This window comes from Uliginosibacterium sediminicola, assembly GCF_039631295.1.
Taxonomy (GTDB): domain Bacteria; phylum Pseudomonadota; class Gammaproteobacteria; order Burkholderiales; family Rhodocyclaceae; genus Viridibacterium; species Viridibacterium sediminicola.
In genome coordinates, this window is sequence record NZ_JBDIVE010000001.1 from 560,686 (window position 1) to 576,509 (window position 15,824).

Here is a 15,824-nt window from a genome sequence, read left to right on the forward strand (position 1 = left end):
TTCTCCGGCAGCACACGAATGCAACACAATTGCGTTTACTTGGACAGCCTGCGACAATGCAACCCTGTTGCATGTAAAAAGGCTGTCCATGTCGCGCCCGCAAATCCCCGTCACCGTCCTCACCGGCTTTCTCGGTGCCGGCAAGACCACCCTGCTTAACCGCATCCTCTCCGAACCGCATGGCCACCGCATCGCGGTGATCGAGAACGAATTCGGCGAGATCGGCATCGACAACGCCCTGCTCAAACGCCGCTCGGACGAGCAGGTGCTGGTGATGAACAACGGCTGCATCTGCTGCACCGTGCGTGACGATCTGGTGCGCATCCTCGGCGAGCTGGCGGCCAAACGCGCAGCGGGCGAGCTGGACTTCGAACGCGTGCTGATCGAGACCACCGGCCTCGCCGACCCGGCGCCGGTGGCGCAGACCTTTTTCGTCGATCCCGGCGTCGCCGAGCATTACGCACTTGATGCGGTGATCACCGTGGTCGACGCCGTGCATGGCATGGCCCAGCTCGACGCCCACCATGAAGCGCAGGATCAGGTGGGCTTTGCCGACCGCATCCTGCTCTCCAAGACCGATCTGGTCAGCGCCGAACAGCAAGAAGAGCTGAGCACGCGCCTGCACGAAATCAATATCCGCGCACCGATCATCCCGGTGCATTTCGGCAAGACGGATCTGGCGCAGATCCTCGACATCGACGCCTTCAGCCTCGACATCGCCGAAGCGCTGGAGCCTGAATTCCTGCATCACTTCCACCATCATCATCACGACGATGATGTGCAGTCATTCAGCATCCGCCTCAGCGAGCCGCTGTCGCCGATCCGCTTCCGCCTCGGCCTGGGCTCATTGATCGACAAATACAGTGCGCAGCTGCTGCGCTACAAGGGCGTGGTGCATCTGGCCGGCTACGAGCAGCGCGTGATCCTGCAGGGCGTGCACATGCTGATGGCACTCAACCTCGCCGAACCCTGGCTGCCCGATGGCCCGCGCGAATCAGTCCTGGTGTTCATCGGCGAGCGCCTGCCCGAGGCGGAATTCCGCGCCGTCATCGACGCAGCCGTATTGCGCACGGATGCCGAAAGCGATGCCAGCTTCGACGCCGCCATGAAGATCATCGACGAACTGCCGTTCTGAGGACGCCCACCATGCAAAAGCTTCCTGTCACCGTACTGTCCGGCTTTCTCGGCGCGGGCAAAACCACCCTGCTCAAGCACATTCTGGAAAACCGCGAAGGCCGCCGCGTCGCCCTCATCGTCAATGACATGTCGGACGTGAATATCGATGCCGAGCTGGTGCGCCAGGGCGGCGCGACGCTGTCGCGCACCGACGAGAAGATGGTCGAGATGAGCAATGGCTGCATCTGCTGCACCCTGCGCGAAGACCTGCTGATCGAGGTGCGCAAGCTCGCCGAGGAAGGCCGCTTCGACACCCTGGTGATCGAATCGACCGGCATCTCCGAACCGCTGCCGGTCGCCGAAACCTTCACCTTCACCGACGAGCAGGGCCGCAGTCTCTCCGACGTGGCGCGGCTCGATACCATGGTCACCGTGGTCGATTCCTTCAACTTCCTGCGCGACTACCTCAGCCGCGACAATCTGCAGGAGCGTGGTGAGTCCCTCGGCGAGGAAGATGGCCGCTCGGTGGTCGAACTGTTGATCGAGCAGATCGAATTCTGCGATGTCATCGTGCTCAACAAGATCGATCTGGTCGGCAGCGCTGAACGGCGCGATCTCTACGGCATCCTGCGCAGCTTCAATCCGCGCGCGCGCATCGTCGAAGCCGAATTCGGCCGCGTGCCGCTCGACACCGTACTGGGCACCGGCCTGTTCAATTTCGAGCAGGCGGCGCAGGCGCCGGGCTGGCTGCAGGAGCTGCGCGGCACGCACACGCCGGAGACCGAGGAATACGGCATCACCAGCTTTGTCTATCGCGCCCGCCGCCCCTTCCATCCAGAGCGTTTCTGGCAGCTGGCGCGCGAGGAATGGCCGGGCGTGCTGCGCGCCAAGGGCTATTTCTGGCTCGCCTCGCGCATGGATCTGGCCGGTGAATGGGCGCTCGCCGGTGCAGTGCGTCGCCACGGCCCGGCGGGTCTGTGGTGGGCCTCGGTCGAGCGCAGCGAATGGCCGCAGGACGAAGCCGCCCAAGCACGCATCCTGGAGCGCTGGGACAAGGCGTTCGGCGACCGCCGCCAGGAGATCGTCATCATCGGCATCGACATGAACGAGGCGCGGCTGCGCGCCCGGCTCGACGCCTGCCTGCTCAGCGATCTGGAACTGGCCGCCGGCCCCTTTGCCTGGGCCAATCTGGCCGATCCCTTCCCGCAATGGGAAGAGATTGGCGAAGACAGCGAGGCCGATACCCCTCACAGCACCCACTGAGCTACTGCCTGCCTGCGCGGCGGCCGCAGCGGCTGCGCGCACCTGACTGCCGATTTTTTTTGTTACGCCCCAGAAGAGAGACCATGCATCCCACGCGACTCCTTGTCACGGCCCTAGCGGCCCTGTCATTCAGCCACAGCTTTGCCCACGGCATCTGGTTCGCCCAACGTTCGGACGAAACCGCACTGATCTATGGTCATGCCTCGGAAGACTCCAGCACCGTCAAACGCGCCAACAAGATCACCAGCTACAAGGCCTATCGGGCCGATGGCAGCGCGATCAATGGCGAGCTGCAAAAAACCGATTACCTGATGATCGCCAAGACCGCCGAACCCGCCGCGCTGCACACCGCCACGCTGGACAACGGCCTGTGGAGCCAGGCGCCCGACGGACAATGGATCAACAAGGGCAAGGACGAAGTCGCCGGCGCCAAAGTCAGCGGGCGCTACCTCAAATACACCATGGGCTTCAGCGGCCTGCCCTTTGCGCTGGCCAAACCGCTGGCCGACCAACGCCTGCAGCTGGTGCCGCAGCACTTCCCCTTCCCCAGTCAGCGCGGCAGCAAGCAAAGCTTCAAGGTGCTGTTCGATGGCAAGCCGGTGGCTGGCGCCAAGGTGAGCGTCGACTACATCAATGATGCCGATGCCAAGCCGCTGGTGAGCGGACGCGATGGCAGCGTGCGTTTTGCGATCCGCAACCAGGGGCTGAACGTCATCGCCATCTCTTACGAATCGGCTCCGGACGATGCCCGCAAGGCCGACAAGACCGGTCATTTCGCCACCCTCAGCTTCGTGCTGCCGCACCACGAGGAGTGATCAGCATGCAGAAACTGATGATGACCACCCTGGCGCTGAGCATTCTCGGCGCCCCTTCCCTCGCCCAAGCGGAAGAGGAACTGGCCCCGGTGGTGGTGCGCGGCAAGCGCAGCAACGCCGACTACCGCACCGACACATCCGGCAGCGCGACGCGTACCGACACGCCCGATGCGGAAACCCCGCAATCGGTGCGCCAGGTGCCACGCCAGCTGATCGAAGATGCTGGCGCCAAGCGTGTCGAGCAAGCCATGGACTATGTCAGCGGCGTGACACGGCAGAACAGCTTCGGCGGTCTGTGGGACAACTACGCGATCCGTGGTCTGGCCGGCAACGAGAACACCGGCCTGGGCTTCCTGGTCAATGGCTTTGCCGGCAACCGCGGCTTCAACGCGCCGCGTGACACCGCCAATGTCGAACGCATCGAGGTGCTCAAGGGCCCGATCAGCGCGCTCTACGGCAGCGCCGAGCCGGGCGGCAGCCTCAACATCGTGACCAAGAAACCGAGCTTCAAATCGAGCAATGTGCTGGGCTTCTCGCTCGACAACTACGGCAGCACGCGCGGCACCCTCGATTCCACCGGCGCCTTGAGCGAAGACCTTGCCTACCGCTTCAATATGGCCGCCGAGGAACGCGATAGCCAGCGTGACTACAATCATTCGCGCCGCCAGTTGTTTGCGCCGGCGCTGACCTGGAAAGCCGGCGACTTCACCACCGTCAATTACGAGAGCGAATTCCTGCGCCAGCAAGCCCCGCTTGATCGCGGCATCGTCGCCGTCAATGGCCGCCTCGATGCGATGTCGGACAAGACCTTCCTCGGCGAGCCGGGCGACGGTGATGTGACGGTGGACAACCAGACCCATCAGCTGTCGGTCGAGCATGAGTTCTCTGAACGCTGGACGGCCTACCTCGGCGTCTCCTACAAGCACGGCACGCTGCAAGGCTATTCCACCGAAGCCAGTGCCCTGCAGGCAGACCAGCAGACCCTGCGCCGCCAGCGCCGTTATCGCGACTACCTGTCTGACGATACGACCCTGCAAGGCCAGCTGATCGGCAAGTTCGACACCGGCCGCATCGCACACACCTTGCTGCTGGGTTTCGAGCGCTATCAGTTCGAGCTCGATCAGACCATGCTGCGCATCAATCCCAGCAATGGCGCGCCGTATGCCGTCAACATCTACAGCCCGGCCTATGGCCAAGCCCAGCCCACGCCACTGGCCAATACCAGCACGCTGGAGCAACAGACCGGCAACGCCATCAATGTGCAGGATCAGCTGAGCCTCACGCCGAGCTGGAAGCTGCTCATCGGCGCGCGTGCCGACCAGTTCCTGCAACGCATCGAGAATCGCCGCAATGGCAGCCTCACACGGCAAGCGCACGACGCGGTCACGCCGCGCATCGGCGTCGTCAAGCTGCTCAGCGATCAGTTCTCGCTGTACGCCAATGCCAGCCAGTCCTTCCGGCCGAATGCCGGCACCGATGTCGGCGGCAACTCCTTCGCGCCGGAAAAGGGCAAGTCCTTCGAAACCGGGCTGAAGTTCGCCAGCGCGGATCAACGCCTGAGCGCCACCACCGCACTGTTCGACATCCGCAAGCGCAATGTGCTGACCGCCGACCCGCTCAACAGCGGCTTCTCGATGGCCACCGGTGAAGTGCGCAGCCGTGGCCTGGAGTTCGATGCCGCCGGCCGTATCGGTGAAGCCTGGCGCCTGTCGGCCAGCTATACCTATCTGGACGCCGAAGTGCTGCGCGACAACAGCCTGGCGCGTGGCACCCGCCTGCTGAACGTGCCGCGCAATACCGCCAGCCTGCTCGCCGTGCATGAACAGGCGGCCGGTGCCGAGGGCAAGCTCGGCCTCGGTGGCGGTGTGGTCTGGGTGGGGCGCCGCGCCGGCGACGCAACGGCCAGCTTCGACCTGCCCAGCTACAGCACCACGCGGGCGCTCAGCTACTGGCAGATCAACAAGCGCTACCGCCTCAGCCTGGATGTCGACAACCTGTTTGACGAGCGCTACTACAGCGCTTCCTACAGCAGTGTGTGGATCACGCCGGGCAGCCGGCGCACCGTCACGCTGGGGCTGACGGCGGCGCTCTGAGCCGGCTGCGCCGATCATGGCCTCGACCAACCTGCTCATCGCCCACGAGTACAGCCCGGCCGGCACACAGCTGCCGCTGGCCGCTGTACTCGACGGTCTGCCCTGGAATGAAGACGGCCTGATCGCCGCAATTGCCCAGCAATACGACAGCGGCGAAGTGCTGATGCTGGCCTGGATGAATCGCACCGCGCTCGAAGAGACCCTGGCCAGCGGGCGCGTCTGCTACTGGTCGCGCTCGCGCCGCCAGCTGTGGCGCAAGGGCGAGACATCCGGCGCGGTGCAGCGACTCATCGAAGCCCGCTTCGATTGCGATGGCGATGCCCTCCTGCTGCGCGTCGCGCAAAGCGGCGGCGCCTGCCACACCGGGCGCGCTTCGTGTTTCTACAACCGCATTGAAGGGCCGCAGGTCAGCATCCTCGACAGCGCGCCCCACCCTGCACACGGAGCCTGAAGACCATGCAGCCTCACCACAGCAGCGCCACGCTCCAACCCGCTCGCCATACCGTACCGGACGATGCACCGCCCTCGCTGTCGCGCAGCGACTCACTGCTCGATCTGACGGCGATTTTTGCGCCGCAGACCCGTATTGCCATCCTTGAACGCGCGCCGGATTCAGGCATCAGCGCCTACCTGGATACGCTGGCCACCCGCGGCGAGCTGCGCCTGGGGCTGCGCTGCGTGATCGATGCCGGCACCGCGCCCGAACTCAAGCACTGGCCAGCGGAGGCTGGCCGCCGCGCACTGGAAGAGGACATCGCCTTCATCAGCGGCGCCTATGGCGAGCTGCTCGGCTGCGCGCGCGTCGGCCTGCGCCTGGAAGTACTGGGCAGCGCCATGTGCCCGCGCTTTCACGTCGACCACACCGGCATCCGCCTGCTGTGCACCTATCGTGGCGACGGCACGGAATGGCTCGACGAGCGTTACGCTGATCGACGCTGGCTGGGCGCAGCCGCCCAGGGGCAAGCGGATGAGGACTCGGGGCTGATCTGCTCGGCGCGGGGCATTCATCGCATCGCGCCCTTCGCCCTCGCCCTGCTCAAGGGCGACGCCTGGCAAGGCAATGCCGGCCAGGGCCTGATCCACCGTTCCCCGGTAGTCTCTGCTGCGCTTGCACCGCGTGTGGTGCTGGCGCTCGACGCCATCTGGTAAGACCACAAGAGTAGAATCTACCCACATGATCCGCAAAAATCCCACCGGCGACCTGCCGCAAATCCACGAATCCGCCTACGTCGACCAGACCGCCATCATCTGCGGCAAGGTCATCGTCCATGAAAACGTGTTCATCGGCCCTTACGCGGTGATCCGCGCTGACGAGGTGAATGCCGAAGGCGGCATGGAACCCATCGTCATCGGCGCCAATTCGAATATCCAGGACGGCGTGGTGATCCACTCCAAGTCGGGCGCAGCGGTGACCATCGGCGAGCACAGCTCGATCGCCCACCGTTCCATCGTGCATGGCCCGGCCGAGGTCGGCAACAATGTCTTCATCGGCTTCAACACCGTGCTGTTCAACTGCCGCGTTGGCGCCGGCTGCGTGGTGCGCCACAACTCGGTGGTCGATGGCTGCGATCTGCCGGCCGGTTTCTACGTGCCCTCGACCACGCACATCAATGCGCACACCGATCTGTCGCGCATCGCCCGCGTCAATGCCTCGGCGACCGAGTTCTCCGAAGACGTGGCGCGCACCAATGTCGAATTGGTCGCCGGTTACAAGCGCCTGCAGAACGAGTTTTAAGCGCAGGCCTTGCGGCCGGGCAGTGGTTAGGCGCCGCTTTGGCGCTATGCTTGGGATCTGACCGGTCCGCCACAAAGGCGTGACGCCACCAAGGAGCCCAGATGGAAATCGATACCCGCCAGGCCAGCAACGCCGCTTACTTCAAGACCCTCGACACCGCAGGGCTGCGCCGTGAATTCCTGATCGAGACACTGTTTGTCGCCGACCAGATGACGATGACCTACAGCCACATCGACCGCATCGTCGTCGGCGGCGTAATGCCGGTGGGCGCCGAAGTCGTGCTGCCCGATCTGGGCAAAACCTATGGCACCAGCTACTTCCTCGAACGCCGCGAACTGGGCCTGATCAATATCGGCGGCCCCGGCGTGGTGTTGATCGATGGCAAGGTCTGGGAAGTCGGCACGCAGGAAGCGCTGTACATCGGCAAGGGCGCGCAGGATCTGCGCTTCCAGAGCATCAGTGCGGATGCACCGGCCAAGTTCTACTACAACAGCTGTCCGGCCCACACTGCCTACCCAACCAAAAAAATCACCATCGACCAGGCCTCGCCGCAAACCATCGGCGAAGCCAAGACCAGCAACCAGCGCACCATCTACAAGTACATCGTGCCCGGCGTGGTCGACTCCTGTCAGCTGGTGATGGGCCTCACCAAACTCGCCGAGGGCAGCTTGTGGAACACCATGCCCTGCCACACCCACGAGCGGCGCATGGAAGTCTATTTCTACTTCGGCATGCAGCCCGATGGCGTGGTCTTCCACATGTGTGGCCAGCCCACCGAAACGCGTCACATCGTGATGCGCAACGAGCAGGCGGTGATCGCGCCGAGCTGGTCGATCCACTCCGGCGTCGGTTCGCAGGCCTATACCTTCATCTGGGGCATGTGCGGCGAAAACCAGACCTTCCCCGACATGGACCACGTGGCCATGACGACCCTGAAGTAAAGCCGCTGCAGTTCAGCACACGAGGGGCTTTCGCACGGCGAACAGCCCCTTTTCTTTGAGCAAGGCGACATCAGCTGGGTGTCCTGCGCCCAGACATCCAGCCAGGCCAGCGGACGGGCCGCGGCGACCGGGTCGGCCGAACGCGCCAGCGCATCGCTCATCTTGAACCAGCTGCGCAAGTCCTGCCAGAAGCCGGCCAGGGCGATCAGCCCGCTCAGACAGAGGAGGCCCGGCAGGCGCCGGATCTGGCGGAAAAAGTGCAGCAGAGGCATGGAACCGACTCCCGCCAAGAGGCATCAAAGCAGCGCAAAACGAAGCAAAAAGATTCGAAACAAAGCCCGACAGACACTAAACTTGGCAGGCAGAGCCGTGTCAGCGGGCGTTTCGTCAGTCCTCGCAGACCGCAGGGCGCAGCTCGCTTCGCTTGGCTGTCCATGCATGTTGCACTTCCAGAACAGGAATCTGATTGCTGCCGGCAAACTGCATCTGACATAATTGCTGCACCGCACACCCAACACGCCATCAATCCCGCATCACCGAATCTGAGCGGGCTTGCCGCCCGAGGTGAATAAAATGATGTCCGCTGGACGTACATTGCCCCCCATCGATTTTACGCAGGCCACCCAGTGCTTGAGCGTACTCAATGCGCTCAATCCGACGGACGTCGACGACTCCCTGTCGACGATGAGCGTGGTGCTTGACGGCATGTGTGCCCGGCCGCCGGAGCCAGTGGAACATCTGCGCGTGCTCGAGGAGATCCGCGGCACGCTCGACTTCGTCATGTCGCAGGCTTCGCAGCGCTATGCCGCGCGCGCCCTGCCACTCGATAGCCCGGAGAACGAGCGCTTCCAGAACGTGGTCACCGGCTGGGCGCTGATGGCCAAGAGCTATGCCTTCATCGCCCAGCGCTCGGCGCTGGACCCGGACTTCAACGACAAACGCGCCCTGCTCGCCCAGCGCCGCATGCTCTACAACGCGCGCGTGATGCTCGAATACCATCGCGTGCGCCGCGCCCTGCCCAGCGGTCTGTGGCTGCAGATGCACAAGCTGTTCATCGCGGCCGAACGCGCCGGCTATGCCGAACAGCGCGTCGCCGATGCGCTCAACGATATCTGGGGCGCGCAAAGCGTCAGCGAGTGCTACATCACCATGCTGCTGGTCGATACCGCCATGCCCTGCGGCCGCAGCCTGCGCGAGCAAGGCTGGATCAAGCATTGGGCGCAACGCTTCGCGCCCTACTGCAGCCTGCAGGCCGAAGATGAGCCGCTGCACACCAAGCCCGGCCAATTCGCGCTGGCCTGCGAGGCCGACTTCGGCCTGCGCCCGATGGCCCTGATGCCGCCCGATCTCAAGCTGCGCGGCATCGACACGCGGCGCCTGGCCACCCACATCCAGAGCCTCGTGGCACAGCTCAAGAAGAATGTCTCGCCCGCCTCCCTGGGCCTCGGTGAAGACTGCGTGCAGCCGGCCTGTTCGCGCCTGCTGGTGGCGCTCTATCGCCCCTGGGGTTATGCCGTGGCCGGCCGCAAGTATCCGCGCAAGCGAGCGAACGCCGACGTGCAGCTCTGTGTCGATCTGCAGGCAATCGCCTTCTTCATCGACGGCCGCGAATTCATGCAGCCCAATGACTCGCGCCTGACCAGCTATGGCCGCGCGCAGCTGATGCACACCTTCCGTGACCGCGCGCCGGAAGACATCACGCTGGAATACCTGCAGACGCGTGCGCTGCAGCTGGGCTATGTCGCCGACGAAACCTGGCAGATCAATGATCAATCGCTGACCGGCTACCGCCTCAGCCGCACGCGCCCCGGCTCGCGCCTGGAACACCGCCAGCTGCTCGGCGTGCGCGTCGATGCCAGTACGCCGCTACTGCTGGCCGAGGTGATCTGGCTGCAATACCAGAATGACAACAGCCTGCAAGCGGGTATCAGCATCCTGCCCGGCCCGGCCAAGGTGCTTGCGGTGCGCCTGCATCCGGGAGATCGTTCGACGCGCGAGCGCTACCGCATCGGTTTCCTGATCCCGGGCATTCCCTCGATGGATACCGAGGCGAGCCTGATCGTGCCGGTCGGCTGGTTCCTCAGCGGCCGGCGCATCGAGGTGTATGCCGATGGCCGTTCCTGGTTCGCGCACATGAACAAATTGCTCTCGCGCGGCGCCAATTTCGACCGCGTGCTGTTCAGCCGCGAAGGCGACTCGGCCAATCGCTGATCTGCGCGCTCAGGCCTCGGCCCACAGCACGCGGTGCTGCGGCAGACAGGCCAGGAAGCGGCTGCCGCGACCCGGTTCGCTGACAATCTCCAGATTGCCCTGATGCCGCGTCAGCACATGCTTGACGATGGCAAGACCCAGACCGGTGCCACCGGTCTCGCGCGAGCGACCGCGATCGACGCGGTAGAAGCGCTCGGTCAGGCGCGGCAGATGCTCGGCCGCGATGCCCGGCCCGTTGTCGCTGACCACCAGGGCCGCGCCCGCCGCCAGCGGCTCCCAACTGATGCGGATCTGGCCGCCGTCCGGCGTATAGCGCACGGCATTGCTGGCGAGGTTGGCCAGCACGCTGTGCAGTTCCTTGTGCGAGCCCAGCAAGCTGGCCCGCGCACCGGGTTCGACGATGATCTCGTGGCGGCCGGACGAGAGCAGGCGCGCCTCCTCGGCGACGCTGCGCAGCAGGCCCTGCACATCGACCTTGTCCTCATCGGGCTGGGTTGCGGTTTCGAGTGCGGAGAGCGCCAGCAGATCCTCGATCAGGCGCTGCATGCGGCCGCCCTGGTCGATCGCCAGCTGCAGATAACGACGCGCATCCTCGGGCGAGAAGTCCTCGAAGCCGTCGTAGAGCATTTCCATGAAGCCGCTGACCACGGTGAGCGGCGTTTTCAGCTCGTGCGAGACATTGGCGACGAAATCGCGGCGCATGTTCTCCAGCTTTTCAAGCTGGCTGATGTCGCGCGAGAGCAGCATCTTGAGGTCTTCGCCAAACGGCACGATCTGCACCGACAAGCTCAGACCATCGCTGCGCAAGGGTTTGAGCAGCAAAGGCTCGCTGAAATCGCCGGCTTCGACGTAGCTGACGAAGTCCGGCTGGCGCACCAGATTGGTCACGGCGCTGCCGGCATCGCTGCGGGCATCGAGACCGAAATGACGTTCGGCCGCACGATTCACCCATTCGATGAGATTGTGGTGGGTCAGGTAGATCACGCCGTCCGGCATCGCCTGCGCCGCCTCGCGAAAGCGCGACAGGCTCTGCGAGATGCGTTCGCGCTGGTCATAGGCGATCCGTGAGCGCCGTGCCAGCGCCGCAAAGGCATTGTCCCAGCTGCCCAGCGCACGCGGCGTCGGCGTGCCCAGGGGCTCGCGCGCCCAGTCGAGCAGGCGCACCAGATTGCGCAGGTGGTAGATCAGCCAGGCGCCCAGGCCCAGGCTCAACACCGCCAATGCCGCCACGCCGCTGCCGAAGATCCAGCTCAGCGCCACGGCAAGTAACAGGACCGCAAGAATGCCTGCGGCATGTGACCAGATCAGTCGTCCAGGGTAAATGATCAATCCTCGGGCGCCGATGCGCCGTTGCGGTGGCTGAGTATGCCCGCCGCCTTGCGCGGCAGGCGCTCACATCTTAGTGCAAAGCGGCTCAGGCCGGATCGGCGGCCGGCACATCGGCCGAGAGGCGGTAGCCGCTGCCGCGCACGGTCTGGATCAGGCGGTCGTGCTGGGTCGCTTCCAGCGCGCTGCGCAGGCGGCGGATATGCACATCGACGGTCCGCTCTTCGACGAAGACGTGATCGCCCCACACCTGATCAAGCAGCTGCGAGCGCGAATGCACACGCTCCGGGTGAGTCATCAGGTAATGCAGCAGGCGGAATTCGGTCGGGCCGAGATTGATGTGCTGCTCGCCGGCCGTCACGCGGTGGGTGGTCGGGTCGAGGCGCAGGCCGGACGTCTCGACCGCGTCTTCGGTGGCCTCCGGCGCACGCCGGCGCAACACCGCCTTGATGCGCGCCACCAGCTCGCGCGGCGAGAAGGGCTTGGCGATGTAATCGTCAGCGCCGGTCTCCAGGCCCAGCACGCGGTCTTCTTCTTCGCTGCGCGCGGTGAGCATGATGATCGGAATGGCGCGCGTGCGCTCTTCGGCGCGCAGACGGCGCGCCAGCTCAATGCCGGACATGCCCGGCAGCATCCAGTCGAGCAGGACCAGGTCGGGCAGCGCCTCGCGTACGATGCGTTGCGCGGTCTCGCCGTCGGCGGCGCGCACCACCGTATGGCCAGCGCGCGTGAGGTTGGCAGCGATCAGTTCCTGAATCGCAGGTTCGTCTTCAACCAGAAGGATGTTGGCAGCCATCTGAAGCCCCGTCACAATCTATAGGTAATGGCGGCAGTGTATTGCCGATTGATGAACGAATTGTGACAAGTCATTCTCTTGCAATAAATTGTGCAGCGCCCGCTGCACACCCCCGGAGTCCCCCATGAGCATCCCCACCGAAATCCGCCTGCATCAGCAATCACGCCTGCTCGAAGTGCACTTTGAAGACGGCGTCGCCGCCCAGCTCTCCTGCGAGCTGCTGCGCGTCTATTCGCCCTCGGCCGAAGTGCGCGGCCATGGCGCCGGCCAGGAAGTGCTGCAGACCGGCAAGCGCAATGTGAACATCCAGGCCATCGAACCGGTCGGTCAATACGCCGTCAAGCTGGTGTTTTCAGACGGCCACGACTCCGGCCTCTACACCTGGGACTACCTCTACAAGCTGGCACTGGAGCACGAAACCCTGTGGGCGCAATACCTGCAGCAACTCGAAGCCGCCGGCGCCAGCCGTGACATCGCCACCGCGCCGCCCGCCGCAAAGGGCTGCGGACATCACTGAGAACCGGTTTAAAATAGCGAGTTACCCGCAAACCGAGCACCACACATGAGAAGCGATTGGGAAGTAGTCATCGGCCTGGAAACCCATGCCCAGCTCAACACGGCCTCGAAGATTTTCTCCGGCGCCAGCACCGCGTTCGGCGCCGCGCCGAATGAGCAGGCCTGTGCCGTCGATATCGCCCTGCCCGGCGTGCTGCCGGTACTCAACCATGGCGCGGTCGAGCGCGCCATCCGCTTTGGCCTCGCCATCGGCGCAAAGATTGCGCCGCGCTCGATCTTTGCGCGCAAGAATTACTTCTATCCCGACCTGCCCAAGGGCTACCAGATCAGCCAGTACGAGCTGCCGGTCGTGCAGGGCGGGCAGATCACCATCCAGGTTGGCGAGGGCGACAAAGCCTACGAGAAGACGATCAATCTGACCCGTGCCCACCTGGAAGAAGACGCGGGCAAAAGCCTGCACGAGGACTTCCAGGGCCAGAGCGGCATCGATCTGAACCGCGCCGGCACGCCGCTGCTCGAAATCGTCACCGAGCCGGACATGCGCTCCTCGGCCGAGGCCGTCGCCTATGCGCGCAAGCTGCACGCCCTGGTGCAATGGATCAACATTTGCGACGGCAATATGCAGGAAGGCAGCTTCCGCTGCGACGCCAATGTCTCGGTGCGCAAGAAAGGCGCGCCGGAATTCGGCACCCGCCGCGAGATCAAGAATCTCAACAGCTTCCGCTTCATGCAGCAGGCCATCGACTACGAAGTGCAATGGCAGATCGAAACCCTTGAGGACGGCGGCACGATCCAGCAAGCCACCGTGCTGTTCGACCCCGATACGGGCGAGACGCGCGCGATGCGCAGCAAGGAAGACGCCCAGGACTACCGCTACTTCCCCGACCCCGACCTGCTGCCGCTGGTGATCGATGCCGACTGGGTCGAGCGCGTGCGCGGCCAGATGCCCGAGCTGCCCGAGCAGCTGGCACAGCGCCTGCAGAACGATTACGGCCTCTCCGCCTACGACGCCGCCGCGCTGACCAGCAGCCGCGACAGCGCGCAATACTTCCTCGATGCCGTCGCCGCGACGAGCGCCGCGCAAGCCCCCAAGCTGATCGCCAACTGGCTGATGGGCGAACTCGCTGCCCGCCTCAACAAGGAAGAGAAGAGCATCGCCGCGAGCCCCGTCAGCGCTGCCCAGCTGGCCGGCCTGATCACACGCATCGCCGACAACACAATCTCCAACAACATCGCCAAGAAAGTGTTCGAAGCGCTGTGGAACGGTGACGGCAACAGCGCTGACGAGATCATCGACAAGCAAGGCCTCAAGCAAGTCACCGACGCCTCGGCGATCGAGCCGATCATCGACGAAGTCATCGCCAACAACGCGCAGAACGTCGCCGAATACAAGGCCGGCAAGGAAAAAGCCTTCAATGCCCTGGTCGGCCAGGTCATGAAGGCCAGCAAGGGCAAGGCCTCGCCAGCACAAGTGAATGAATTGCTGAAGAAGAAACTGAGTTAAACCTTTACGCGCTCAAAACGGCCCGGTCTGTACGAAAAGCAGACCGGGCTTTTTTACGTCGGCGCAAACAACACACTGCATCGCAGCAACATTATTCTCCGGCAAACGCCCTGCGCGGCACCACCCACTCAAAATACCTCCCCAGCATAAAACCAGCGCTTTCTATGCTGCTCTGCAGCACATGCAAACGTCAATTGACTTGCATCAAAGGCTTGCAATTAAGACAAAAGTCTTAGTGTGCCGTCGGAATAAGGCATTATTCCGAACTTACTAAGCCACTGATTTAATTTGATTTTGTTGAATTTAAACAGAACAACATTAGGGTTTACTAGACTGCCAGCCAAGCTAGTTCTGTTGTCTCATCGCCTCGCTGGCCATCGATGTCATAGGTCATGTGTTCGATGCTTTCAGTCTTGCTTGATGCGGTGTATTCGAGATGCATTTCATCAAACTTGGCGAGACGCGAACCTTATCGACAACACTTCACGATCAGAGAAGTGCTGGCCAGTGCTTTACCTATAAGAAGTATTTGGAGACGCAGTAATTCAAATTTTTATTGTTCACTCAATAAAAACAAAAAGGAGTTTTTTATGTTCAAGATCAGCCGCTTGTTTTTCGTTCTTTCCGCCGCCATGGCTTTCAGCACAGGTGCTCAGGCAGCCGGTAGCTGTACCGCAGGCAGCACCATCAGCGATACCACCATCGATTGTGGCGGCAAGGAAATTGGTCTCTCTTGCGACGGTGACAGCGACAAGCAGTCGCCGGTGCTGATCCTCAAGAATGCAACCGTCAAGAACGTGACGATTTCTGCCACGGGTGGCTCTGACGGCATCCATTGCGCAAGCGGCACCTGCACCCTGGTTAACGTGACCTGGAAGGAAGTCTGCGAAGACGCCGCTTCGGTCATTGCTGACAACGCCAAGCTGGTGGTCTCCGGCGGCTCCGCCACCAACACCAACTCCAGCACGGCCAGCCTGGGCGGCAAGCCGGACAAGTTCTTCCAGGTGAACAACAAGAACACCGCGCTCACCGTCAAGGACGGCTTCACCGCCATCATCGCCAAGGGCAATCTGAGCAGCTCGGCCGGCAAACTGGCCCGCACCTGCGGTAACTGCACCACCAACATCGGCCCGCGTACCATCGTGGTGGACAAGGTCACCACCAAGGGCGCCATCCTGACGGTTGTGGGTGTGAACTCCAGCTACCTGGATGCCAACAGCAAGACGGTGTCGGGCGTGTATGACACGGCGACCATCACCAACCTGACGGTTGAAGGTTACAAGCTCAGCGGCACCAAGAGCACCCCGGTGATCTGCGAAGAATTCACCGGTCTGCCGAAGAGCCTGGGCAAGGAAAGCCCGAGCCAAGGCCAGAAGTGGGGCACCAAGTCCTGCGTGGTCAGCACCAGCAACGTCAAGGCACTGTGATCCATTCCTGAGCCCAAGCAAGTTCAAAACCCCGGGCACTGCCCGGGGTTTTTTATTGTCTATTTGTCTATTGCAACACCG

At 63.3% G+C, this 15,824-nt stretch carries 15 protein-coding genes; 12 read left to right on the forward strand and 3 right to left on the reverse strand.

Annotation, left to right across the window (positions count from 1 at the left end; all coding sequences use genetic code 11):
- Positions 1-88: 88 nt before the first annotated feature.
- From ABDB84_RS02670 to kduI, 8 genes are all read left to right on the forward strand, one after another.
- Entirely contained in the window at positions 89-1,135 is a 1,047-nt protein-coding gene (locus tag ABDB84_RS02670; RefSeq protein ID WP_345918132.1) for a CobW family GTP-binding protein, read from the forward strand.
- An 11-nt stretch (positions 1,136-1,146) separates the two neighbouring features.
- A complete protein-coding gene (gene zigA / locus ABDB84_RS02675) occupies positions 1,147-2,379 on the forward strand; it encodes a zinc metallochaperone GTPase ZigA (RefSeq protein WP_345918133.1) in 1,233 nt (410 codons plus the stop codon).
- Positions 2,380-2,462: 83 nt separating this feature from the next.
- Positions 2,463-3,194 carry a DUF4198 domain-containing protein gene (locus tag ABDB84_RS02680; protein WP_345918134.1) on the forward strand — a complete coding sequence of 244 codons (732 nt, stop codon included), beginning with the start codon at positions 2,463-2,465 and terminating at the stop codon, positions 3,192-3,194.
- Positions 3,195-3,199: 5 nt separating this feature from the next.
- Positions 3,200-5,287: a TonB-dependent siderophore receptor gene (locus tag ABDB84_RS02685; RefSeq protein WP_345918135.1), complete on the forward strand. Its 2,088-nt coding sequence runs from the start codon at positions 3,200-3,202 to the stop codon at positions 5,285-5,287.
- Between the two features lie 16 nt (positions 5,288-5,303).
- Positions 5,304-5,738, forward strand: coding sequence for a phosphoribosyl-AMP cyclohydrolase (hisI, locus tag ABDB84_RS02690; protein WP_345918136.1), 435 nt, complete (start codon positions 5,304-5,306; stop codon positions 5,736-5,738).
- Between the two features lie 5 nt (positions 5,739-5,743).
- Positions 5,744-6,436: a DUF1826 domain-containing protein gene (locus ABDB84_RS02695; protein ID WP_345918137.1), complete on the forward strand. Its 693-nt coding sequence runs from the start codon at positions 5,744-5,746 to the stop codon at positions 6,434-6,436.
- Between the two features lie 25 nt (positions 6,437-6,461).
- Positions 6,462-7,022 (forward strand): gamma carbonic anhydrase family protein, encoded by a 561-nt coding sequence (locus tag ABDB84_RS02700; RefSeq protein ID WP_345918138.1) that lies wholly within the window; start codon positions 6,462-6,464, stop codon positions 7,020-7,022.
- 101 nt (positions 7,023-7,123) lie between these two features.
- Complete coding sequence (gene kduI / locus ABDB84_RS02705; protein ID WP_345918139.1) at positions 7,124-7,963, forward strand: 5-dehydro-4-deoxy-D-glucuronate isomerase; 840 nt, start codon at positions 7,124-7,126, stop codon at positions 7,961-7,963.
- Here kduI and ABDB84_RS02710 read toward each other — a convergent pair.
- Positions 7,882-8,235 carry a hypothetical protein gene (locus ABDB84_RS02710; RefSeq protein WP_345918140.1) on the reverse strand — a complete coding sequence of 118 codons (354 nt, stop codon included), beginning with the start codon at positions 8,233-8,235 and terminating at the stop codon, positions 7,882-7,884. The two genes, kduI and ABDB84_RS02710, sit on opposite strands and share 82 nt — an antisense overlap.
- Positions 8,236-8,557: 322 nt before the next feature.
- Here ABDB84_RS02710 and ABDB84_RS02715 point away from each other — a divergent pair, with 322 nt between their 5' ends.
- Positions 8,558-10,174: a hypothetical protein gene (locus ABDB84_RS02715; protein WP_345918141.1), complete on the forward strand. Its 1,617-nt coding sequence runs from the start codon at positions 8,558-8,560 to the stop codon at positions 10,172-10,174.
- A gap of 9 nt (positions 10,175-10,183) precedes the next feature.
- Here the strand turns inward: ABDB84_RS02715 and phoR are convergent, their stop codons facing one another.
- Together phoR and phoB are read right to left on the reverse strand one after the other, a co-directional pair.
- Positions 10,184-11,503, reverse strand: coding sequence for a phosphate regulon sensor histidine kinase PhoR (gene phoR / locus ABDB84_RS02720; protein ID WP_345918142.1), 1,320 nt, complete (start codon positions 11,501-11,503; stop codon positions 10,184-10,186).
- A gap of 85 nt (positions 11,504-11,588) precedes the next feature.
- On the reverse strand, positions 11,589-12,296 hold the full coding sequence (gene phoB / locus ABDB84_RS02725) for a phosphate regulon transcriptional regulator PhoB (RefSeq protein WP_345918143.1): 708 nt from the start codon (positions 12,294-12,296) through the stop codon (positions 11,589-11,591).
- A 124-nt stretch (positions 12,297-12,420) separates the two neighbouring features.
- On the opposite strand from phoB, the gene ABDB84_RS02730 reads away from it, so the two are divergent.
- The 3 genes from ABDB84_RS02730 to ABDB84_RS02740 all read left to right on the forward strand — a co-directional run bounded on the left by ABDB84_RS02730 (position 12,421) and on the right by ABDB84_RS02740 (position 15,743).
- Positions 12,421-12,813 carry a gamma-butyrobetaine hydroxylase family protein gene (locus ABDB84_RS02730; protein WP_345918144.1) on the forward strand — a complete coding sequence of 131 codons (393 nt, stop codon included), beginning with the start codon at positions 12,421-12,423 and terminating at the stop codon, positions 12,811-12,813.
- A gap of 45 nt (positions 12,814-12,858) precedes the next feature.
- Positions 12,859-14,316, forward strand: coding sequence for an Asp-tRNA(Asn)/Glu-tRNA(Gln) amidotransferase subunit GatB (gene gatB / locus ABDB84_RS02735; RefSeq protein ID WP_345918145.1), 1,458 nt, complete (start codon positions 12,859-12,861; stop codon positions 14,314-14,316).
- A 590-nt stretch (positions 14,317-14,906) separates the two neighbouring features.
- Positions 14,907-15,743, forward strand: coding sequence for a pectate lyase (locus ABDB84_RS02740; RefSeq protein ID WP_345918146.1), 837 nt, complete (start codon positions 14,907-14,909; stop codon positions 15,741-15,743).
- Positions 15,744-15,824 lie beyond the last annotated feature (81 nt).

Coding starts and splice junctions, on each gene's coding strand:
- ABDB84_RS02695 (WP_345918137.1), top strand. CDS start 5,744: ATGCAGCCTCACCACAGCAGCGCCACGCTCCAACCCGCTCGCCATACC.
- ABDB84_RS02710 (WP_345918140.1), bottom strand. CDS start 8,235: ATGCCTCTGCTGCACTTTTTCCGCCAGATCCGGCGCCTGCCGGGCCTC.
- ABDB84_RS02700 (WP_345918138.1), top strand. CDS start 6,462: ATGATCCGCAAAAATCCCACCGGCGACCTGCCGCAAATCCACGAATCC.
- kduI (WP_345918139.1), top strand. CDS start 7,124: ATGGAAATCGATACCCGCCAGGCCAGCAACGCCGCTTACTTCAAGACC.
- gatB (WP_345918145.1), top strand. CDS start 12,859: ATGAGAAGCGATTGGGAAGTAGTCATCGGCCTGGAAACCCATGCCCAG.
- ABDB84_RS02740 (WP_345918146.1), top strand. CDS start 14,907: ATGTTCAAGATCAGCCGCTTGTTTTTCGTTCTTTCCGCCGCCATGGCT.
- ABDB84_RS02730 (WP_345918144.1), top strand. CDS start 12,421: ATGAGCATCCCCACCGAAATCCGCCTGCATCAGCAATCACGCCTGCTC.
- zigA (WP_345918133.1), top strand. CDS start 1,147: ATGCAAAAGCTTCCTGTCACCGTACTGTCCGGCTTTCTCGGCGCGGGC.
- ABDB84_RS02685 (WP_345918135.1), top strand. CDS start 3,200: ATGCAGAAACTGATGATGACCACCCTGGCGCTGAGCATTCTCGGCGCC.
- phoB (WP_345918143.1), bottom strand. CDS start 12,296: ATGGCTGCCAACATCCTTCTGGTTGAAGACGAACCTGCGATTCAGGAA.
- hisI (WP_345918136.1), top strand. CDS start 5,304: ATGGCCTCGACCAACCTGCTCATCGCCCACGAGTACAGCCCGGCCGGC.
- ABDB84_RS02670 (WP_345918132.1), top strand. CDS start 89: ATGTCGCGCCCGCAAATCCCCGTCACCGTCCTCACCGGCTTTCTCGGT.
- ABDB84_RS02680 (WP_345918134.1), top strand. CDS start 2,463: ATGCATCCCACGCGACTCCTTGTCACGGCCCTAGCGGCCCTGTCATTC.